General features: G+C 38.0%; 22 protein-coding genes and 5 tRNA genes. 23 read left to right on the forward strand and 4 right to left on the reverse strand.

The window, feature by feature from the left end; genetic code table 11:
* Positions 1-21 precede the first annotated feature (21 nt).
* Positions 22-738, forward strand: a complete 717-nt coding sequence (locus tag BME96_RS02320; RefSeq protein ID WP_019379228.1) for an alpha/beta hydrolase — start codon at positions 22-24, stop codon at positions 736-738.
* Between the two features lie 12 nt (positions 739-750).
* On the opposite strand, the gene BME96_RS02325 is transcribed toward BME96_RS02320, so the two are convergent.
* The gene (locus BME96_RS02325; protein WP_071648181.1) at positions 751-1,608 is read right to left on the reverse strand and encodes a DegV family protein; all 858 of its coding nucleotides are present in this window, start codon (positions 1,606-1,608) and stop codon (positions 751-753) included.
* Between the two features lie 67 nt (positions 1,609-1,675).
* The gene (locus tag BME96_RS02330) at positions 1,676-2,590 is read right to left on the reverse strand and encodes a DMT family transporter (RefSeq protein WP_019379226.1); all 915 of its coding nucleotides are present in this window, start codon (positions 2,588-2,590) and stop codon (positions 1,676-1,678) included.
* A gap of 465 nt (positions 2,591-3,055) precedes the next feature.
* On the opposite strand from BME96_RS02330, the gene BME96_RS02335 reads away from it, so the two are divergent.
* Complete coding sequence (locus BME96_RS02335; protein ID WP_019379225.1) at positions 3,056-4,528, forward strand: degradosome RNA helicase CshA; 1,473 nt, start codon at positions 3,056-3,058, stop codon at positions 4,526-4,528.
* 621 nt (positions 4,529-5,149) lie between these two features.
* Here the strand turns inward: BME96_RS02335 and BME96_RS02340 are convergent.
* The gene (locus tag BME96_RS02340) at positions 5,150-5,923 is read right to left on the reverse strand and encodes a rhomboid family intramembrane serine protease (RefSeq protein ID WP_071648182.1); all 774 of its coding nucleotides are present in this window, start codon (positions 5,921-5,923) and stop codon (positions 5,150-5,152) included.
* Positions 5,924-6,075: 152 nt separating this feature from the next.
* Here BME96_RS02340 and acpS point away from each other — a divergent pair, with 152 nt between their 5' ends.
* The 15 genes from acpS (at position 6,076) to BME96_RS02415 (ending at position 18,976) form a co-directional block, all read left to right on the forward strand.
* Positions 6,076-6,435: a holo-ACP synthase gene (gene acpS, locus BME96_RS02345; protein WP_071648183.1), complete on the forward strand. Its 360-nt coding sequence runs from the start codon at positions 6,076-6,078 to the stop codon at positions 6,433-6,435.
* Between the two features lie 59 nt (positions 6,436-6,494).
* Positions 6,495-8,015 (forward strand): NAD(P)H-hydrate dehydratase, encoded by a 1,521-nt coding sequence (locus BME96_RS02350; RefSeq protein WP_071648184.1) that lies wholly within the window; start codon positions 6,495-6,497, stop codon positions 8,013-8,015.
* 87 nt (positions 8,016-8,102) lie between these two features.
* The gene (locus BME96_RS02355; protein WP_071648185.1) at positions 8,103-9,113 is read left to right on the forward strand and encodes a LolA family protein; all 1,011 of its coding nucleotides are present in this window, start codon (positions 8,103-8,105) and stop codon (positions 9,111-9,113) included.
* Between the two features lie 190 nt (positions 9,114-9,303).
* On the forward strand, positions 9,304-10,428 hold the full coding sequence (gene alr, locus BME96_RS02360) for an alanine racemase (protein WP_071648186.1): 1,125 nt from the start codon (positions 9,304-9,306) through the stop codon (positions 10,426-10,428).
* 162 nt (positions 10,429-10,590) lie between these two features.
* Positions 10,591-10,875, forward strand: a complete 285-nt coding sequence (locus BME96_RS02365) for a CopG family ribbon-helix-helix protein (RefSeq protein ID WP_019379218.1) — start codon at positions 10,591-10,593, stop codon at positions 10,873-10,875.
* Between the two features lie 4 nt (positions 10,876-10,879).
* Positions 10,880-11,239: a type II toxin-antitoxin system PemK/MazF family toxin gene (locus BME96_RS02370; protein WP_019379217.1), complete on the forward strand. Its 360-nt coding sequence runs from the start codon at positions 10,880-10,882 to the stop codon at positions 11,237-11,239.
* A gap of 346 nt (positions 11,240-11,585) precedes the next feature.
* The gene (locus tag BME96_RS02375) at positions 11,586-12,455 is read left to right on the forward strand and encodes an RsbT co-antagonist protein RsbRA (RefSeq protein WP_060681896.1); all 870 of its coding nucleotides are present in this window, start codon (positions 11,586-11,588) and stop codon (positions 12,453-12,455) included.
* Between the two features lie 5 nt (positions 12,456-12,460).
* Entirely contained in the window at positions 12,461-12,817 is a 357-nt protein-coding gene (locus BME96_RS02380) for an STAS domain-containing protein (protein WP_040954281.1), read from the forward strand.
* A gap of 2 nt (positions 12,818-12,819) precedes the next feature.
* Positions 12,820-13,221 carry an anti-sigma regulatory factor gene (locus BME96_RS02385; RefSeq protein WP_060681897.1) on the forward strand — a complete coding sequence of 134 codons (402 nt, stop codon included), beginning with the start codon at positions 12,820-12,822 and terminating at the stop codon, positions 13,219-13,221.
* Between the two features lie 106 nt (positions 13,222-13,327).
* Positions 13,328-14,341, forward strand: coding sequence for a PP2C family protein-serine/threonine phosphatase (locus tag BME96_RS02390; RefSeq protein ID WP_060681898.1), 1,014 nt, complete (start codon positions 13,328-13,330; stop codon positions 14,339-14,341).
* A 104-nt stretch (positions 14,342-14,445) separates the two neighbouring features.
* Positions 14,446-14,778, forward strand: a complete 333-nt coding sequence (locus BME96_RS02395) for an STAS domain-containing protein (protein ID WP_060681899.1) — start codon at positions 14,446-14,448, stop codon at positions 14,776-14,778.
* Positions 14,778-15,254, forward strand: coding sequence for an anti-sigma B factor RsbW (gene rsbW, locus BME96_RS02400; RefSeq protein ID WP_019379211.1), 477 nt, complete (start codon positions 14,778-14,780; stop codon positions 15,252-15,254). Before BME96_RS02395 ends, rsbW begins: the two co-directional genes overlap by 1 nt.
* Positions 15,226-16,017 carry an RNA polymerase sigma factor SigB gene (gene sigB / locus BME96_RS02405; protein WP_071648187.1) on the forward strand — a complete coding sequence of 264 codons (792 nt, stop codon included), beginning with the start codon at positions 15,226-15,228 and terminating at the stop codon, positions 16,015-16,017. Before rsbW ends, sigB begins: the two co-directional genes overlap by 29 nt.
* On the forward strand, positions 16,014-16,604 hold the full coding sequence (locus tag BME96_RS02410; RefSeq protein WP_071648188.1) for a SpoIIE family protein phosphatase: 591 nt from the start codon (positions 16,014-16,016) through the stop codon (positions 16,602-16,604). Before sigB ends, BME96_RS02410 begins: the two co-directional genes overlap by 4 nt.
* A gap of 218 nt (positions 16,605-16,822) precedes the next feature.
* Positions 16,823-18,976: a Tex family protein gene (locus tag BME96_RS02415; protein ID WP_071649934.1), complete on the forward strand. Its 2,154-nt coding sequence runs from the start codon at positions 16,823-16,825 to the stop codon at positions 18,974-18,976.
* A 48-nt stretch (positions 18,977-19,024) separates the two neighbouring features.
* On the opposite strand, the gene BME96_RS02420 is transcribed toward BME96_RS02415, so the two are convergent.
* A complete protein-coding gene (locus tag BME96_RS02420) occupies positions 19,025-20,512 on the reverse strand; it encodes a catalase (protein ID WP_060681902.1) in 1,488 nt (495 codons plus the stop codon).
* A 333-nt stretch (positions 20,513-20,845) separates the two neighbouring features.
* Here BME96_RS02420 and BME96_RS02425 point away from each other — a divergent pair, with 333 nt between their 5' ends.
* From BME96_RS02425 to BME96_RS02450, 6 genes are all read left to right on the forward strand, one after another.
* Positions 20,846-21,304: a SprT family protein gene (locus BME96_RS02425; RefSeq protein ID WP_019379206.1), complete on the forward strand. Its 459-nt coding sequence runs from the start codon at positions 20,846-20,848 to the stop codon at positions 21,302-21,304.
* A 173-nt stretch (positions 21,305-21,477) separates the two neighbouring features.
* A tRNA-Asn gene (locus BME96_RS02430) sits at positions 21,478-21,552 on the forward strand.
* A 3-nt stretch (positions 21,553-21,555) separates the two neighbouring features.
* Positions 21,556-21,646, forward strand: a tRNA-Ser gene (locus BME96_RS02435).
* Positions 21,647-21,653: 7 nt separating this feature from the next.
* Positions 21,654-21,725, forward strand: a tRNA-Glu gene (locus BME96_RS02440).
* Between the two features lie 24 nt (positions 21,726-21,749).
* Positions 21,750-21,826 (forward strand) — tRNA-Asp (locus tag BME96_RS02445).
* Positions 21,827-21,831: 5 nt separating this feature from the next.
* A tRNA-Gln gene (locus BME96_RS02450) sits at positions 21,832-21,906 on the forward strand.
* The last annotated feature ends 111 nt before the right edge of the window (positions 21,907-22,017 follow it).

A 22,017-nucleotide genomic window follows, 5' to 3' on the forward strand; every position in this document is an offset into this window, starting at 1 on the left:
AAGGTTATGAGGAGAATTCGTATGATTGGATGTCTCATTATTCATGGATTTACAGGTGGACCATATGAAGTTGAACCTTTAGCAAGTTATCTAAAAAAAAATACAAATTGGCATGTAGAAGTTCCGACACTGCCAGGACATGGGAAGAAACTGAATTTAACAGATGCCTCCCATAAGAAATGGATTAAAGCGGCAGAGGCTTCATTTGTCCAATTACAAGCAAAGTACAATGAAATTTATATTATTGGTTTTTCCATGGGGGGAATGATAGCTGCTTATCTCGCGGCTAAGTATAAAGTGGAAAAACTGGTTCTACTTGCTACATCAGGAAAATATTTGTCGTTCAAACAAATCACATTGGATTTAACGGATGTAATTGCAGATGGATTTAAAGGAGAATTAAATAACAACAAGCTGTATCAGCATTATAAGAAAAAAATTGGGGCTGTCCCCTTAAAAGCAAACATTGAATTCTTAAAGCTCGTCAGATTTACCAGACGCTTTTTAAAGAAAGTAGAGACACCTGTTTTGATTGCCCAGGGCCAGCAGGATGGAATGGTTCCATATAAGACTGCATATTATTTGGATAAGGAAATTACTTCATCACGAAAAGAGGTAGTGTTTTTTGAGCGATCCCGCCATTTAATTTGTCTTGGGGAAGATAAAGATACATTAAATCAGATGGTGCATCAATTTTTAATAAAGAGTGTAAATACAAAACAAGGTCTGCCACAGTAAGGCAGACCTTGTTTAATCTTTAAAAAAGGAAATTACTAATGCTCCTTCACCACCGTAAGTAGATATTAATGGTCCGCATTCGGTTAAATAAGCATCTTTAAAGGGATATTTCTTTCGGATTTCTTCGAGCACAATTTTTGCCCGATCCTCTGCATTACAATGCGTCATAGAAATAATCTTGTCTTCAACATTTTTAGTATATTCACCAATTTGATCAATAAATCTTCTAATGGACTTTTTGTCACCACGCACTTTTTCCGTGACCTCTATATCTCCAACTTCTTCATTAGCCTTCATAAGTAACTTAATGTTTAAGGTCTTGGCTATTGTTCCTTTAACCTTATCCAATCTACCACCCATAACAAGGTTCTCAAGTGTTTTCAATACGAATAAAGTGGTAGTTTGTTCTGAGCGAATTTTCATGTGCTCTACAAGCTGTTCAAATGAATAATTTTCATTAATTTTAGCATGAGCTTCACCAAGTAAAAGAGCAATTCCACAAGAAGCTGTTTTTGTATTAATTACTTCAATCTTCCGTTCGGGTTCTTCTTCAAGTAACATGTCTTTACCCGTAACTGCATTTTCGAAAGTGCTACTTAATCCCTTTGTGAGGCTCAACATCAGAATTGGAACTGTAGGGTCCACATTCTTATATGCATGATAAAAATCATGTGGGCTTGGTGCAGCTGAGCGTGGAAGTTCGTTTAGTTCCGCTACTTTTTGATAAAATGCTGGAGTATCCATATCTACTCCGCTTTTGTATTGTCCATCACTGAAATGCAAATAAAGTGGGACTACTTTTATATCAAAATCATTACTCAGTTTTTCAGGTATATCTGCACCGCTGTCTGTCATTAATTGCACGTCCATGCCATCACCATTTCTTTTTATGATTTATTTTTAGTATACCAACAATTCTAAGAATTGCCCATTGTTTCTATTGATTTTGCTCCTTCTGGGATATTGTAACTTTTGGTTTTCGGGAAGTGCTAAGTATAAATAAGAACAAGCCGAAAATAACAATGGATCCACCAAGGAATTGAGCCCATGTTATAACCTCTCCAAGAATGAAAAAGGCTAAAATAGAAGCTCCTACAGGTTCAAACACAATCCCCATAGATATCGTCGAAGTGCTTAACCACTTTAATGCCCAATTAAATAAGGTATGCCCAAGAAATGTAGGGAAAATGGCTAAGACAATAAAAATCCACCAATGATCAACAGGATAACCAGTAAATGAATTTTGCAATAGGATATTATAAATTATCAGGGTCAGAGAACTAACTCCATACACAACAAAAGTATATGTCATTAATGAGACGTTCCTTCTGACTCTTTGCCCTAGTAAAAAGTATGCTGTAACTGTAATAGCACCCAATAATGCGAGAATGTCACCGAATAAAGCCAGGCCACTAATTTTAAAATCTCCCCAGCTTATGATGACGCTCCCAAGTAAGGCGATAACCATACTAATAACAGCCCCTGGAGAAAAACGTTCTTTAAAAAAGAAATAAGTCCCTAAAAATGCAAAAATGGGCTGTAGAGTGACAAGGACCACTGAACTGGCAACAGAGGTATAGTTTAATGATTCAAACCACAAAATAAAATGAAACGCCAAAAAAACCCCTGCAAAAATGGATGATATCCAATCTTTTTTAGAAATTAGCCTGAATTCACTTTTGTATTTAATTAATATAATTGGAGCCATTAGTAACACGGCAAACAATAATCGGTAATTAGCTATAATAGCAGCAGGTGCTTGGTCAGCCAATTTTACCAAAACGGCAGACGTGGAGACAGAAATTACTCCAATGACAACCGCAGCGTATGGGTTAAATGGAGGGCGACGCATAATAAACCTCCTCATAAAAAATTCTTGTAATCTTATCTATTCTATCACGGTAAAAGTAAAAAATCATTTTTGTAATTAGTATCCTACTAAAATGTATGATATGATGTAACATGCATGAGTTTTTGATGGAGGCCTCTTACCACTAATTGGTGAAGCCTTTTTTGTACTTTAGGGAAGTATAAAAATAAGTATACTTTAAACGAGAATATAGGTATATTGAGATCTAAATTACTTTATATATGTCCATTCCCTTTGTTTTATTTAAAGGGAAAGTGGGAAACGATATTTAAAGACTAAAGTATGGGAAGCCAAAGGTACTTTGTTTGTTAGACAGGTACTTTAGCTGAACGATTTGGCCTTTTCTGCACAGAATCGAAAGAGCCGAAATTTATATTTTCCTATCATATGAGAAAATTCCAAGGCCTCTAAATAAACAAATATATTTAAAAAGGAGTAGAGGAATAGGTGACAGCATTTAAAGAACTAGGGGTATCAGCCCCAATTATGAAAGCACTGGAAAAAATGGGATTTGAGGAAGCAACTCCGATCCAATCAGAGACAATTCCACTAGCAATGCAAGGGAATGATGTGATTGGACAAGCGCAGACTGGAACAGGAAAAACAGCTGCATTCGGTATCCCAATGATTGAAAAAATTGATCCAAAGCAAAGAAAGATTCAAGGTTTGGTTGTAGCGCCGACTCGCGAATTAGCAATTCAGGTTGCAGAAGAAGTAAACCGCCTTGCTAAGTTCAAAGGGATCAGAGCATTGGCAGTTTACGGCGGTCAACATATGGACCGACAAATTCGCGCATTAAAAGATGGCCCGCAAATAGTTGTAGCGACTCCTGGTCGACTACTTGACCATATGCGCAGAAGAACTATAAAAATTGATATGGTACAAACAGCTATATTGGATGAAGCAGATGAAATGCTTAATATGGGATTCATTGATGATATCCGTGACATTTTAAAAGGAATTCCGGAAGAAAGACAAACATTGCTGTTTTCAGCAACAATGCCAAAAGAGATTCGCGATATTGCTACTAACTTGATGAAGGATCCGAAAGAGATTAAAGTTAAAGCAAAAGAAATGACTGTAGAAAATATTGATCAGTTCTTCGTTGAAATTCCTGAAAAATTTAAGTTCGATACACTAAACAATCATTTGGATATAAATTCACCAGAACTTGCGATTGTTTTTAGTAGAACAAAGAAGCGCGTAGATGAAATTACAGAAGGACTACAGGCAAGAGGATATCGCGCAGAAGGAATTCATGGTGATTTAACACAAGGTAAGCGTATGTCTGTACTAAATAAATTTAAAGGCGGACGTGTTGATGTACTTGTAGCGACTGATGTGGCAGCACGTGGTTTGGATATCTCAGGCGTTACTCACGTTTATAATTTTGATATCCCTCAAGACCCTGAGAGCTACGTACACCGTATTGGTCGAACAGGTAGAGCTGGGAAGACAGGTGAAGCTATTTCATTTATTACACCTAGAGAAATGGCACATCTTCACTTAATTGAAAAGACGACTAAAAGCAAAATGAAGCGTCTCATGCCTCCTACCAATAAGGATGCTCAACAAGGTCAACAGCAAGTAACTGTAGACAAGATTTTGTCAACTATTGAAAAACAGGATTTAAAAGCCTATCATGAAACTGCGACTGAACTATTGGAGGATAATGATTCTGTTACGGTTATAGCTGCTGCGCTAAAACTACTTACAAAGGAACGCAGGGATACACCTGTTAAAATTTCCTCTGTAGCACCAATTAGCGTGAAAAAAGCACAAAACTCAAGAGACAATCGTCGCTCAAATAATAAACGTTTCCAAGGAAAACGTGGGCAAGGTGGACGTAACCAAGGCGGACGTCACCAAGGTGGAAGAAACCGCAAAGGAAATTTTCAAAAGCGCAGAAACAATGATTAATTAAAAAGCTCCCCGTGTGGGAGCTTTTTTCGTGAAGAGAAAAACTTAGGCAACTGAGTTTCTTTAAGTAATTCATTTTTAACCACGCAGGAAATTGTATGGAATTGCGATTAGCAGGTGATGACGGACATTGGGAGTGAGAAATCGAGCGTGAATGTCTATCATGAGGGTAATGACGGACATTGAGAGGGAGAAACGGAGCATGAATGTCTATCATGAGAGTGATGATGGACATTGGGAGGGAGAAATCGAGCGTGAATGTCTATCATGAGGTTGATGACGGACATTGGGAGGGAGAAATCGAGCGTGAATGTCTATCATAAGAGTGATGACGGACATTGGGAGAGAGAAATCGAGCGTGAATGTCTATCATGAGAGTGATGATGGACATTGGGAGGAAGAAATCGAGCGTGAATGTCTATCATGAGAGTGCTGACGGACATTGGGAGAGAGAAATCGAGTGTGAATGTCTATCATGAGGTTGATGACGGACATTGGGAGAGAGAAATCGAGTGTGAATGTCTATCATGAGGTTGATGACGGACATTGGGAGGAAGAAATCGAGCGTGAATGTCTATCATAAAGTGAACCCCCTAGTCTTCCATAGACTAGGGGGATATTTTATCTTAAGAAGCGGCTGAATAAGCCTAGCACCACGAGCACTCCAAAGATAATCCAAAAGATATTTTTCTTAAGCTGTGCAGGCATTCGGCGTTTCTTCCAGCGGTTTGGGTCAAATTTGATGGAGGTATCATTTGGGTCATAATCGCGCCTGTTCCGCCAAGGTGAATATGCTCTTGCTTTTGTGAGGACCAGAGGAGCGATGGCAAAACCACCAATAAACCCAAAAATATGTGCATAAATATTTATATTTGACCGTACGAATGTCATAACAAGTCCAATCACAAAGATGGTAACTACAATTTGGGAATTCGCCTGATCGATTAAATGCTTGCGAAATACTACCATAAAAATATAAATACCAAACAGTCCAAATATTGCTCCTGAAGCTCCTACATGTGTATACCAAAAGGAATCAGGACCTAAAAGGTATGTTCCTAAATCGCCAATAAATCCAGCTCCAACATATGCAAGAACAAATTTTGTCTTACCTAGCATTTGTTCCAAGGCTGGGCCAAATAGTACTAGGGAAAAGGAGTTAAATAAAGCATGCATTAGACCGGCATGGAGAAATATGGGTGTTATTAAACGCCACCATTCCCCTTGGTTGATCAAATAATTGCTTCCAGCACCCCACTGATAGAGGGATTCCCCTATAGGAAGCTGGAGAAAGTCTATAATAAACCATAAAGCTAAATGAAGAATTACCAACACCGAAACGACCGGATAATAGCTCATAAATTCTTTTATACTTCTCTCATTACGTAGAAACATGATTACCCCCGAATAAAAGTTATTTTTACATCCATTAAAATGGGTATTAGTATTATAGTAAGAAATATTGTATCATATGACCAATCATAGCGTACTAAAATACATTGTAAAATGGCAATTGTTTTATGGTACTTGTGCAAAGAGGTGATTTTTTGATAGAAGGTATAGGTATTGATTTAGTTGAAATAGAGCGCATTAGAGATAGTTTCCGCAGAAATGAGAGGTTCGCCCAACGGATTTTGACGGAGAAAGAACAACTTTATTTTTACAAACTTCCCACGGAGAAAAGGAAAATGGAATATCTTGCAGGGAGATTTGCTGGAAAAGAAGCATTTGCGAAAGCAACAGGGACAGGTATAGGTAAGTTAAGTTTTAAGGACATAGAAATCACTCATAGTGATAATGGGGGTCCAAAAATGAAGGTGAAAGGATATCATATGAAGAAAATTTTTATATCCATCTCACATAGTGAAGCCTATGCAACAGCCCAAGTTATCATTGAAGCAGAATAAGGTCATGCATATTTAATTAGTTTGTCTCATATATTTTAGTGCGGGCAGGAGGGAACAAAGTGTATATTGTCACCGCGAACGAAATGTACGATATAGATGAATTGTCAATAAAAGAAATGAACATGGAAGGTAAGCTTTTAATGGAAAATGCCGGACGAGCTATTGCTCAGGAAGTGGAAGGCTTAACCAGCTCTAAAGGAACCATCTGTATTCTTGTAGGTCCTGGCAGCAATGGGGGAGATGGCTTTGTTATTGGCCGTACATTATTGAATAAGTCATATTCTGTTCAAGTTGTACAAGTTGTGCCAAATGACAAGATTATTGGGGATGCTCTCTATCACAAGAATCTTTACGTTAATTGTGGTGGTGAGGTTACCTTAATGAAAGAGACAGAGAACATTTCAACATATTTAAATGATGCTGAAATATTTATTGATGCAATATTGGGAATAGGGGTAAAAGGAATGCTTCGAGAGCCGATAGCAAACCTCGTATCTATTCTAAATGAAAAAGCATCCTGTGTTGTTTCTGTTGATATACCATCCGGTTTGCCTGCTGATGAAGGGATCCATGATTTTGCAGCTGTACAAGCAGATTACACTTTCACCGTGGGCGCACCGAAAATGAGTGCGTTTTTGCAACATACAGCAGCTTATTATGGAGAATGGACCAACTTAGACATTGGATTGCCACTGAAGGCCTTTAATGCAAGTGACAGAGAGGTCTGGGATGAAGTCCAATTTCTGAAAACAATGCCGTCACGTCAGTTAAATGACCACAAGGGTGATCATGGTAGAGGGCTAGTCATTGGAGGAAGTTCTGAAATGCCGGGAGCATTTGCAATGACATTGCAAGCAGCATTGCGTACGGGGGCCGGGCTTATTACAGGTGCAACTTCAGAAAAAGTGAGAAGTGCGATTGCTGGTCAAAACCTTGAAGCGACATATCAAATTTTACCGGAAGTCAATGGAGCTTTAACGAATAAAAAGTCTATTGACTTGGATGCGTATGATGCTGTAGCGATTGGCATAGGAATGGGGAGAGATCCTGAGACGGAACTACTTGTCAAAACCATTCTGCACCAAGCAGAGTGTCCAATAATAATTGACGGAGATGGTCTTTTTCATATCAAGGATGACTTATCCGCTCTTCAAGGTAAGCAAGAGCCTGTTATTATAACACCGCATCCTGGGGAAATGGCGATGCTTATGGGATTGTCTGTAAAGGAGTTAATGCATAACCCATTTTATTATTCCAGAAATTTTGCTATGGAGCATGGAGTTTATGTCATCCTAAAAGGCACTCACACCATTATATCCTCTCCTGAAGGCAGACAAGTCGTAAATACTACAGGTAACCCTGGACTAGCCAAGGGAGGTAGTGGAGATGTTCTCACTGGGATGGTCTTAGCCATGATCATGCAGGGTCAATCCATATTTGAAGGTCTTTGTAATGGTTGTTATCTCCATGGTAAGTCGGCTGACTTAGCAGTAAGTACAAACCATACTGTTCATGATTTACTAGCTACAGATGTAATTACAGGAATTCCTAAAGCGTTTAAAAGCTTACTTAACAACTAACAATTCACAATAAATTCATCTTACGTACTTTCTACTCGCGTGATAAACGTTCCCTTTGTTTTTACTTGAGACAAGGGAGACATGACTATGAAAAGACATTTAAGTGTTTTGATTTTGCTTGTTGTAACCATTTTGTTGACAGCGTGCGGAGAGAAATCCCAGGAAGATGTACTAAGTAAATTAGAGGATACAATGGAAAAGATGAACGGTTATAAAGCAGAAGCAACAATGAACATGAATACGGGGCAGGAAGAGCAAAACTTTAACATTGGTATTTGGCATAAAAAAAGTGACATGTATCGAGTTGCATTAAAAAATGACCAGGACGAAAAGGGCAACCAAATTATTCTGAAGAATAAAGATGGTGTGTTTGTGCTTACCCCAGCCCTTGATAAAAGCTTTAAATTTCAATCCGAGTGGCCGGATAATAGCAGTCAGCCATATCTATATCAATCGTTAGTAAAGGATATTAAAGAGGATAAGGAAGCAGATTTTGAATCTACTGAATCAGCGTATATTTTCAAAACAAAGACTAATTACCAAAGCAATAACAATTTGCCATACCAGGAAATTCATTTTGACAAAAAAACGTACACCCCATTACTCGTTAAGGTAAAGGATAAAGATAAAAACACGTTGGTTGAAGTGAAGTTTACAACGTTTGATACGGAAGCCAAGTTTGCAGAGGATGACTTCTCTATGGACAAAAATATGGCGAAAGGAGAATCTGAGACTACAGCATCAGCAGAAGTACAGGATGACACGCTTACAGTATTGTTTCCTTCCTATCTGGCAGGCGCGGAGTTAACGGAGAAAAAAGAAGTAGATCTTGAAAAGGGGAAGCGGGTTATACTGTCATTTTCAGGTGAAAAGAATTTTACTTTAGTGGAAGAAAAGTCAGAAGCGATTACTACTATGTCGGCACCAAAGGAAGTTTCAGGTGATATTGTCAATTTAGGAAATGCTGTAGGAGCACTCTCAGAAAATACGATTGAGTGGACGTATGATGGGGTTGATTTTATTCTTGCAAGCGAGGAATTGACGAGAGAGGAATTAATTCAGGTAGCTCAATCGGTGCAAAATAAAGAAGTGAAGTAATATGGGTAAAAATAGCAAGCAGACTCTTACATGGAGAGGGGGTCTGCTTTTTATTTGCCTAATAAACTACAAAAGTGAGAACCTTTGAATAATGTTTATTACTGGTTTTGGATAGAAATATTTTGGGATAGGAACACGTGCTGTTTTCTGCTAAAATTAATTTAGTTATTTACAGAAGGGAGCATGTCCTATGTCGGACACCATATACAGAAATACCTGGGTAGAGGTAGATCTGGAAGCGATTGAATACAATCTTCAACAAATTAAAAAGCGTATTTCCAATAAGACGAAGATCATTGCAGTAGTGAAGGCCGATGGTTACGGACATGGGAGTGTGCAGGTTGCGAAGAAGGCAATTAAAGCAGGTGCTAGTGCGTTGGCTGTTGCTCTATTTGAAGAGGCATTAACACTTAGGGAGGCAGAAATTACGGTCCCTATTTTAGTGCTGGGCTGGGTCCCTGCAAAAGCAGCACCGATAGCTGCAGTTAACAATATTACTTTAACTTTTTTTCAAAAAGAATGGCTACAGGAAGTAAGTACTTATCAATTAGAGGATAAGCTACATGTCCATATGAAATGGGATACAGGTATGGGGAGGATTGGTGTAAGGACAAAATCTGAACTGAAAGAACTCCTTTATGCATTAAATGAAAATCCCAGCATATATTTAACAGGAGTGTTCACACATTTTGCAACTGCTGATGAAGCTGATATGTCCTATTTCTATGAACAGAAAAGTCGTTTTGAAGAGATGCTGAAAACATTTACGGAGGTATGGGGGAAGCCGGTTGATGTTCACATTGGTAATAGTGCTAGTGCGATTCGTTTACCTGAAGAAATGTATGATTATATCCGTTTCGGAATCGCTATGTATGGATTATATCCATCTGGTACGGTAAAGTCTGAAAGAGACGTCGAATTAAAGCAAGCATTTTCCTTGCACAGCAGACTGGCTCACGTCAAGAAGATAGCTGCTGGAGAAACAGTTAGCTATGGCGCAACCTATAAAGCGGAAAAAGACGAATGGATTGGAACGATTCCAATTGGCTATGGAGACGGATGGATAAGGAAGCTACAAGGGGTAGATGTACTGGTTAATGGAAAAAGAATGCCTATTGTAGGGAGAATATGTATGGATCAAACCATGATTCGACTTGATGGGGAATATCCTATTGATACGAAGGTTACACTGATAGGTAAGCAAAATAGCGCAGAAATTGAGATGGACGAAATCGCCGCCCATGCAGAAACTATTAACTATGAGATTCCTTGTATAATCAATCAACGGGTTCCACGCTTGTATAAAAATGAATAGGTGCTAACCATGTTTTATTCCACAAATTTCAAATATTAAACGACAAAAACAGCTTTTTTTAGAAAAAACTTTCAATAACCCTTTGCAAACGACTGGATTCAATGCTATCATAAATAATGACTTTTAAATAGTTCGTTCAACAGTTGGCGGAGGTGTATGGTTTTGTCAGAGAGCTTACAGGAGATCTTAGTGAAAATACCAAAAAACCTATTGAATGAGGTGGATGGATTAATGAGATATGAAAATAGTGACTTAAGTGATTTCATTTGTCAGGCTACAAGAAGCTACTTGCAGCATAAAAAAGACGAACATATCCAACAATTCCGTGAGACAATGCAAAAAGGCTATGAAGAAATGGGTCGCATTAATCTAACAATTGCTTCGGAAGCTTTTCAAGCTGAAGAGGAGGCTGAAAACACCTTAGAGCGCTCTGTGATCGGGGTGTAACAATTTGATCGTTCAAAGAGGTGAAGTATATTTCGCCGACTTATCCCCTGTGGTTGGATCGGAGCAGGGAGGCGTGCGCCCGGTATTGATCCTTCAAAATGATATAGGTAATCGGTTTAGCCCGACCGTTATTGTGGCAGCTATTACTGCGCAAATTCAAAAGGCTAAGTTACCTACTCATGTTGAAATTAATGCAAAACGCTACGGATTCGACCGGAATTCTGTTATTCTGCTGGAACAAATCCGTACATTGGATAAACAGAGATTAACAGATAAAATAACGAAACTTGATGCTGAAATGATGAATAAAATAAATCAGGCTCTGGAAATTAGTCTGGGGCTGAAAGATATGTATGATCATTAAAAGTGCTATTGCTGTAAGCAATAGCACTTTTAATGTTTCTTAAAAACTACAAAATTTTGTTTAGCATTGTTTCTGCTCATAAGTATGCTTCAGCTTTCTGAGATGAACAAATTAAGACATAGCAACTGAACAAAAAATATTTATATACCTTTATTTCTAACGCCATTTTTTTAAAAGCTATTCTTCTTAAAAGGTATAGAGTGGGATTTTTTTAAAAAAATATCCTTTTATGGTACAATTAAAACCATATAAAACTACCGATTCGTGCACTTGTGCTTTATACAATAAAACAGTTGGCGAATTTAGTCGTAATAACGACAGTAGACTCGATTATGGGGGGAAGAGAATGAGCCAGGATTTTAAAAAGATAGTCATTGAAAACAGTGACTCAATTGTACAAATGTGGATGTCAGAAATTAACTCACTTAAACAGGACAACTATACAGCGAATATTTCAGACGAATTATTCGAAAGTACAAATAGAGAGTTTGTTAATGTCATCTTTACAAGTATTAAAAACCAAGGATCAGTAAAAGTCGTAGAGGATTTTTCTGAAAAAATTATAAATCTAGGCTGGCCGCTAAGTTATATCACCGATGGACTCCAGGTTTTTAGAAGAGTTTCCGTTGATTATATTCTAGGTCAGTCTGTAAAAGTAGATTCCGCACATATCTCAGACGTAATGAAAAGTGTAGATGTTTGGGTGGAACCACTTATCAGACAGCTTGTAAATGAGTACTCAGGTAGCTGGGAGCATATTGTATCCCTCCAACGAGTTGCTTTGCAAGAGTTATCAGCCCCGCTCATCCCTGTCATGGATCGAATTACTGTTATGCCTTTGATAGGAACTATAGATACAGAACGTGCGAAACTAATTATGGAAAACCTGCTCGAAGGTGTAATTAAACATAATTCTGAAGTAGTATTGATTGATATCACAGGTGTACCTGTGGTAGATACGATGGTTGCCCATCATATTATACAGGCCGCTGAGGCGGTAAGACTCATCGGTTCTACCTGTATCTTAGTTGGTATTCGCCCTGAAATAGCACAAACAATTGTAAATCTAGGTATTGACTTAGGTAAATTTCCAACAAAAAGCTCTCTAAGAAAAGGATTTACTAGAGCTTTGGAAATTACAAACCGAAAAGTTATTGACCTTGAAGACAATGAAGAAAGTATTGAAAAAATGATCGAGTCTTTACGAGGAGAGTGATCTGAATGCGAATACCAATTTTAAAGCTTCATAATTATCTCTTGATTTCCATACAAACCGAGATTGATGATAATACAGCAATACAATTTCAAGAGGATCTATTAAATAAAATTCATCAAAGTGGTTCATCAGGAGTTGTCATTGACCTAACATCCGTAGACATAATTGACTCATTCATTGCAAAAGTTCTAGGGGATGTTGTTACAATGTCAGATTTAATGGGGGCGAAAGTAGTATTGACTGGTATTCAACCTGCAGTGGCCATGACCTTAATAGATTTGGGTATTCATCTAAAGAATGTCCCAACTGCGCTTGACTTAGAGCAAGGTCTAATTAAACTGTACCAGGAATTGGGGGAATGATTATGACCCCACAATCTTGTGTAACAATTCAAAAAGAGTGGGATATTGTTGGAGCAAGGCAATTAGGGCGAGATATTGCCAAGAAAATGGGTTTTGGTACGGTTGACCAGGCTCGAATAGCAACAGCGATATCGGAATTAGCTCGTAATATTTATTTATACACTGAAAACGGCCAAATTTGTTTTGAAGTAGTTGAAAATATGAACCGAAAAGGTTTAGTAATACTATCAACAGACAACGGACCAGGGATTGACGATATTGGCCGGGTAATGGAAGATGGCTACTCCACTTCAGGCGGTTTAGGAGCAGGACTTCCAGGTGTCAAAAGGCTAATGGATGAATTTGATGTTCAATCTGAGGTAGGAGTAGGCACGAAAATTAAAGCAATTAAGTGGGCCAGATAACTTCTTTTCGGCCTGCGTTTAAAAAAGTGTGCACACCCTCTTAAAAGGTTGTGCACATCTTTGTATAGGACAGGAATTTGATGAGGATAAGGGTGGGAGATTTAGGATGGATGACGTAATAAAATTAGATGCTGCAAATTATAAAGATTTATTAAAACATTACATTGACACACAAGACGAGAAATCTCTGTACGGAGTTGAACAGGTCAGTAAGTCCTTTATTAAAAACCATATACTTCCTGAGGAAATTGTGAACTTGCATATTCAAGCACTTGCTGAACTATATCCAGAGATGTCAGAGAAATTCCAACACTCCATGGATTTTTTACTGGAAGCCATGATATCCTACGGGCTTGCACATCAAGAATTCCAAATGCTAAGAGAAAAACAATATGAAATTAAGTCTGAGATCTCGGTTGCTGCAAGTATGCAAAATACATTATTGGGGACGACGAAGCCTGAAATTGAAGGGTTAGATATAGGTATTGTTAGTGTTCCTGCCCATCAGATGAATGGAGATTATCATCATTTTGTGAAGGGAAAGGACGGTTCATTAGGAATAGCAATAGCAGATGTTATCGGAAAAGGGATCCCGGCTGCTTTATGTATGTCCATGATTAAATACGCAATGGATAGTTATCCTGAAGATTCTATGGAGCCAAAATCTATTCTTAAAAATTTAAATCGGGTAGTAGAGAGAAACGTGGATGCAAGCATGTTTATTACCATGCTTTATGCTCAGTATCTTCCATGTGAACATAAGCTCCACTATGCATCAGCAGGGCATGAGCCAGGTTTTTATTATGATGCAGAAAAAGGCACATTTACTGAAATTGAAACAAAAGGTCTCGTGCTTGGTGTTTCCTCAGATGCTGAATATGAACAGTATGAGCTGAAGGTGAATAAAGGAGATATGGTTATCCTTTTAACAGATGGTGTTACAGAATGTAGAGATGGAGATCGGTTTATTGAAAGCGAAGAAATTCTTGAAGTAATAAAATCGTATGAAGATTTACCCGCTCAAGAAATGGTCAACAAGGTGTATAAGCATTTTGAGAGACTACAGGATTTCGAATTAAGAGATGACTTCACCCTGTTAATTTTGCGCAGAGAGGTTTAGCATTATACTAAATTGGGTACAAGGTTAAAGGATAGTAGAGAGTTTATACAATATATATAATGTTACTACTACATATATTGTGTCTATTTAGGAGGATATAAAATATGAATTTATCAGTTGATATAACCAATGAATCAGAGAAATCGATTGTAAACCTTTCAGGTGAAATTGATGCATATACAGCTCCCCAGTTAAAAGATGCCGTTTTACCATTAACGAAGACACCAGAGCATACAGTGGAAATTGATTTGGAAAATGTGAATTATATGGATAGCACGGGACTTGGTGTATTTATAAGTGCCTTAAAGTCAACGAAAGAGCATGGTAGCAAAATGAAGCTAGTTAACATTCAGGATCGGGTTTTGCGTTTATTCAAAATTACAGGTTTAGATGAGATTATGGACATAAATTCAGCGATTCGGGGTGGAAGTGAATAATGGAAAAATTTGATTTTGTAGAAATGAAGGTGCCTGCAAAAGCGGAATATGTTGGGGTTATACGGCTAAGCATTTCAGGAATTGCCAATCGAATGGGTTTTTCTTATGAGGATATTGAAGATTTGAAGGTTGCTATTTCTGAGGCCATTACGAATACGGTAACTCATGCTTATAACGAAAAGGATGAGGGAGAAGTAACAATCGGATTTGGAATTTATGAAGACCGCTTGGAAATTATGGTTGCTGATCATGGCGGAAGCTTCGATTTGAATAAAATAAAAGATGATATCGGACCATATAAAAACACAGAATCTGTAGAGAGTTTGCGAGAAGGTGGGTTTGGCTTATTCCTTATCAATGCTCTAATGGATAAAGTAGAAATCAGCAACAATTATGGGGTTATTGTTTTAATGACCAAGTATCTTAGTGAAGCAGAGGTGGGCTTTGATGACGACCAAATCTCAACCACACAATAGCGGAAGAGATGAGGTTTACCAATGGATTGAGTACTTGCAAGATGAGCCAACCGATGAAGTGGTGCAAGAAAAGATTGTGCTAACATACAAGGATCTTGTAGAGTCCATTGCTAGAAAATACTCCAAAAATAGCGCCATTCACGAGGATCTTGTACAGGTAGGTATGATTGGATTATTAGCAGCAGTGAGAAGGTATGATGCATCATTTGGTAAATCCTTTGAATCTTTTGCTATTCCGACAATAATAGGAGAGATAAAGCGATTCATAAGAGATAAAACATGGAGTGTGCATGTTCCCAGAAGAATCAAAGAACTTGGTCCAAAAATTAAAAAAGCGGTAGATGAATTAACAACTGCTAATCAAGTATCCCCATCAATTAAAGAAATTGCGGATTATTTGGAAGTCACTGAAGAAGATGTTCTGGAAACAATGGAAATGGGTAAAAGTTATAAGGCTTTATCTGTGGATCGAAAGATTGAAGCAGATTCCGATGGTAGTACTGTTGCCATTCTGGATTTGGTAGGAAATGATGAAAGTGGATATAATAATGTGGACCAAAAAATGATGCTGGAGAAAATTTTACCTATCTTATCAGAAAGGGAACAGCAAATTTTACAGTGCACGTATTTTGAGAATATGAGCCAGAAAGAAACTGGTGAATTATTAGGGATCTCTCAAATGCACGTCTCCAGGCTACAGCGCCGTTCTCTACATAAATTGAGGGAAGCCATACAAGCTGAAAGCACGGAGGTATTTGATTGAGTTATAATAGAGTAGATGTATCTGTGTTCCAGAAGGCAAAAAAAGGTAATTACTACTGTGGAGACAGTTACTTTTATACGGAAACAGAAAATGAGTTCGTCTGCGCTATTGCAGACGGTTTGGGAAGCGGTGAATTTGCTAAGGAATCCTCTCAAATCGTTATTGATATAATAAAAAGTAATATCCACTCTTCCATTGAACACATTATAAAGAAATGTAATCAGCAACTAACCGGAAAACGAGGTGTGGTCGTTGGTATCTTAAAGCTCGACTTTAAGACAAAAACGTATTCCTTTTCTTCAATTGGAAACATAGGGGTAATGACCATCCCTAAGGGTAAAAAAAAGGTGCGCAATATACCTAATGCTGGCTATTTAGCTGGGTATCACCGTCCGTTTAAAGTGGTTCAGGAAAAACTGGAGCCTGAAACGAATTTTATTATGTTCTCTGATGGAATCTCAGATAAAGATCTTTCGCAGAAATTTTTACTGAATACAGATGTGGAAATGATCACAAATGTTTTTGAGTATACAAGCGAGGGAATCAGGGAAGATGATACAACGTTAATTGCAATTAGATATAAGTAAAAAATTTAAAAGGCTGACAGTGTCGGTCTTTTTTTGTTTTCTTAGGCGGACGCTTTCACACCTTAGTGTTTGTTAAGTCAGTACTTGCTATCAACTAAATTGGATTATGTACCATATCTAAGACTTTGGGGGGTTCGTTTCTAATGGAGTCTTCTCTTTTTAAGTGATAAAATAATGGTATAGAAAAAGGAGGAAGACATGTGGATAATGAGTTAAACATGCAGTTGATGCAATGGGTTTCTAAAGAGACCAAGGTTAATACCTCAATTGTACATAAAGTTATCGATTTATTGGATGAAGGAAATACGGTACCATTTATTGCACGTTACAGAAAAGAAATTACAGGTGGGCTTGACGAAGTTCAAATTAAATCTGTACAAGATAAATGGACATATGCGGTAAATCTCTCAGATAGAAAACAAGAAGTAATAAGAATTATTGATGAACAAGGTAAGCTTACGGAAGAACTTGAGAAAGAGATTAATGAGGCTACTCAATTGCAAAGGGTAGAGGATCTGTATCGTCCGTATAAACAAAAACGGAGGACAAAGGCTACCATTGCCAAAGAAAAAGGCCTAGAATCCCTGGCACAACAAGTTTGGGATCAGCAACTGGTCGATTTGACTACCGAAGTCGAGAAGTTCATATCAGAGGAGCATGAACTTCAGTCCATGGAAGATGTGTTAGCAGGCGTAAACGATATAATTGCCGAATGGATTTCTGATGACCCGGAATACCGTGAGTATATTAGAGAAGAAACCTTTAAGCGTGGCAGTATCAATTCGGAATTAAAAGCTGCTGAAAAAGATGAAAAAAGTGTATACGAAATGTATTATGAATTTAATGAAGCAATTCGTTCAATGGTATCTCATCGCATCTTGGCATTGAATCGTGGAGAAAAAGAAGAAGTGCTGAAGGTTACAGTAGAACCACCTGCTGAAAAAATCCATGACTATCTTGTTAAAAAAGTAATTAAACGGGATGCGAATGAGCAGATTGTTGCATTGTTAAAAGAAGCAATCAATGATAGTTACAAAAGATTAATTCAGCCATCGGTAGAGAGAGAAATACGGAGCGGGTTAACTGAAAAAGCAGAACAACAGGCAATAGAAGTATTCTCCAAAAATCTTAATAATTTATTATTACAACCTCCATTGAAAGGAAAAACCATCTTAGGGGTCGATCCTGCATTTCGAACCGGTTGTAAGCTGGCGATAGTAGATGAGACAGGGAAAGTACTTGATGTTGGTGTTATGTACCCAACAGCTCCAAAGCATGATATAGCTGGCGCCGAAAAGATAGCGATGGGATTGATAAGAAAGCATCAGGTTGAACTGATAGCAATTGGAAATGGTACTGCTTCAAGAGAAACTGAACAATTTATTTCAGATGTTATAAGTAATAATAAACTAGAAATCCCCTACATTATTGTTAATGAAGCGGGAGCAAGTGTTTATTCAGCTTCTAAACTAGCACGTGAGGAATTTCCGGATTTACAGGTAGAAGAAAGAAGTGCTGCCTCCATTGCGCGAAGAGTTCAAGATCCACTAGCTGAACTAGTTAAAATTGACCCAAAATCAATTGGTGTAGGACAATATCAGCATGATGTCGGGCAAAAAGCGTTAAATGAGTCTTTAACCTTTGTGGTTGAAACTGCGGTTAACCAGGTTGGAGTAAATGTTAATACAGCTTCTTCCTCTCTATTGCAATATGTATCTGGCTTGAGTAAGGCTGTCGCTAATAATATTGTAAAACAGCGGAACGAAGAAGGGAAGTTTACTAATCGAAAACAGTTAAAAAAGATCCCTCGTTTAGGTGCCAAAACTTATGAGCAAGGAATTGGATTTTTGCGTATTATTGATGGAGATCACCCATTGGATCGTACGCCAATTCACCCCGAAAGTTATAAGCAAACAGAACAACTGTTAAAATTACTTGATTGTGAGTTAAATGATATCGGTTCTGAAAAGTTAAGAGAAAAAGTAAAAACAGTAGATAAAAAGGAACTTGCAAAAGAATTGGAAATAGGAGAACCAACCTTATTGGATATTATCGGAGCTCTCGGCCGACCAGAGCGTGACCCCCGTGATGATTTTCCGCAGCCTCTTCTAAAGCAAAATGTTCTGAGCTTGGAAGATTTAAAGCCAGGTATGGAAATGCAAGGAACAGTAAGAAATGTAGTGGATTTTGGTGTGTTTGTTGATATTGGAGTTAAACAGGATGGGCTTGTGCATATCTCCAAGATGTCTAACTCCTTTGTGAAACACCCTATGGATATAGCGTCAGTTGGCGATGTAGTGACTGTATGGGTAGAACAAATTGATGCAAATAAAGGTAGAATAGCTCTATCAATGATTAAAAACGAAAAGTAATAGAAAGAGGATGTTCTACGCTAAGAACATCCTCTTTCTTTTTACAAACTATTCTTTTTCACTTGCGGCTTCTACTTCACTTAGTGAAATTCCTAAAGCATTAGCTACGCCTTCGCCATAAGCAGGGTCTGCTTTATAACAATGATTAATATGACGTAGTTTGATGTGTTTATCTACTCCGCGCATGTTACGAGCGGTGTTTTCGAACAATAGTTGTTTTTGTTCAGCGTCCATTAAATTGAATAGACGTCCTGGTTGCTCAAAGTAGTTGTCATCATCTTCTCGGAAGTCCCATCTGTCAGCATCTCCGTGTATTGCAAGGCTTGGTTCTTTGTATTCTGGTTGGTCTTTCCACTGACCATAACTGTTCGGAGCATAATGTAATTGGCTGCCTTTATTACCATCAACCCTCATTGCTCCATCTCGGTGGAAACTGTGGAATGGGCATTTAGGTTGGTTAACCGGAATTTGGTGGTGGTTCACACCAAGACGATAGCGCTGAGCATCACCGTATGAGAATAATCTGCCTTGTAGCATTTTGTCCGGAGAAAATCCTATACCAGGTACTACGTTAGCAGGCGTGAAAGCAGCCTGCTCTACTTCAGCAAAGTAGTTATCAGGATTACGGTTAAGCTCCCATTCTCCAACCTCAATTAAAGGAAAGTCCTTTTTATACCAAACTTTAGTAAGATCAAATGGATTGTATGGCATATTATTTGCCTGTTCTTCTGTCATTACTTGAATGTACATCTTCCATTTAGGGAAGTTTCCATTTTCTATGTTTTCATAAAGGTCACGTTGATGACTTTCACGGTCGGCGCCAACAAGGTCTTGCGCTTCCTGATCAGTTAGATTTTCAATCCCTTGTTGGGAACGCATGTGGAATTTCACCCATACTCGTTCATTTTTATCGTTAATCATACTGAAAGTGTGACTGCCAAAGCCATGCATTTGTCGGTAAGATTTAGGTATTCCTCTGTCACTCATTACAATCGTAACCTGATGAAGTGCTTCAGGAAGGTTCGTCCAGAAATCCCAGTTGTTGTTCGCGCTTCTCATATTTGTGCGGGGATCACGCTTAACAGCATGGTTTAAATCCGGGAATAGTAGTGGATCTCTAAAGAAGAATACAGGCGTATTGTTCCCAACGATGTCCCAGTTGCCTTCCTCGGTATAAAATCTCATAGAAAAACCACGAATATCACGTTCAGCGTCAGCTCCACCTCGTTCACCTGCTACAGTAGAAAAACGTACGAACATATCTGTTTTTTTCCCTATCTCTGAGAAAATCTTTGCTTTTGTATATTTTGTAATATCTTTCGTAACGGTAAAAGTCCCATAAGCACCAGAACCTTTCGCGTGCATTCTGCGTTCTGGTATAACTTCTCTATCAAAGTGAGCAAGCTTTTCTAGGAACCAGACATCTTGTAAAAGTAAAGGCCCTCTTGGACCAGCTGTCATGGAATTCTGATAGTCCGGTACCGGAGCACCTGCCGCAGTAGTTACCTTATTATTATTGTTATTTTTATCACTCATTATAAAAGCACCTCCATAGTTATTTATAATAATTACAATATCATATTAATTATAAAAAATCTATTATAAAGTATATATATTCTATTTATAACTAAAATATGACAAGCGAACACGTGAGTTATAATATACATAATAGGTTGAAAATAGTTGCTTATTTTATCAATTAATATGTGTAGTTGAAAATAAGCACACAAAATAAGTTGTAAATTAATTATAATACAAACAGGATAAAAATCAATATTTATTTATATTAATTATAAATAATATATTTTGCTGGTCAGGTAGTCTCGTGATAATATGAAGGAGAGAACACAAGGAGGAAGGGGGATAATTATGCAGTTATTAAATGAAAAAGAACTTTTCTCTCTTGTTAATGAGCTTTCTTTAGCGTATTTTCATAAACCTTTCATAGATAAAGTGGAATTCAACCATAGACTCCGTACCACAGGAGGAAGATACATACCAAATAAAAGAGTTGTTGAGTTAAATCCTAAGTATTTTATTGAGGGTGATAAGGAAGAGTTTGTTGGGATAATAAAACACGAACTGTGCCATTATCATCTTCATATAGAAGGTAAGGGGTATAAGCATGGCGATAAAGAATTCAAAGAGCTATTGGCGGCGACTCGGTCTCCAAGACATTGCCAACCTCTTCCTTCACATAAAATAGAATACAAGCATAAATACATATGTAAAAAATGTAGTTTCATCTATAATAGAAGAAGAAGAGTTAACACCCAAAAGTATAGTTGTGGTAGATGCAGGGGGAAACTTAAGGAAGTAAAGGAATAAAAAATATAAAAAAATCACCATTATTTATTGACGAAATGTGTCATCCGTGTTAAATTAAATAAGCTGTTAAATACAGCAACACAGTCATAAATTTTTAAGTGAAAAAGTTATTGACAATTACTGATAGATATTGTATTATATATTTCGTTGTCCAATACAACATTTAATAATATTCCACAGTAGCTCAGTGGTAGAGCTATCGGCTGTTAACCGATCGGTCGTAGGTTCGAATCCTACCTGTGGAGCCAAGTGGAGAAGTACTCAAGTGGCTGAAGAGGCGCCCCTGCTAAGGGTGTAGGTCGTGTAAGCGGCGCGAGGGTTCAAATCCCTCCTTCTCCGCCATTTATATGGCCCGTTGGTCAAGCGGTTAAGACACCGCCCTTTCACGGCGGTAACACGGGTTCGAATCCCGTACGGGTCATCTTTCTTAAAAATAAATAGGTTGGGTCCGGTAGTTCAGTTGGTTAGAATGCCTGCCTGTCACGCAGGAGGTCGCGGGTTCGAGTCCCGTCCGGACCGCCAGATGTTGGGCTATAGCCAAGCGGTAAGGCATCGGGTTTTGATCCCGTGTATCCTAGGTTCGAATCCTAGTAGCCCAGCCATTTTATTTTCATGAAAAGGTCATAGAAGAAGTGAAAGCTTCCTTTTATTAATGCGATGAGTTTATATAATGAATTGAAGTTATATATACTATTAGTAGATAGTATTTTTTT

This window comes from Virgibacillus halodenitrificans, assembly GCF_001878675.1.
Lineage (GTDB): Bacteria > Bacillota > Bacilli > Bacillales > Amphibacillaceae > Virgibacillus_Q > Virgibacillus_Q halodenitrificans.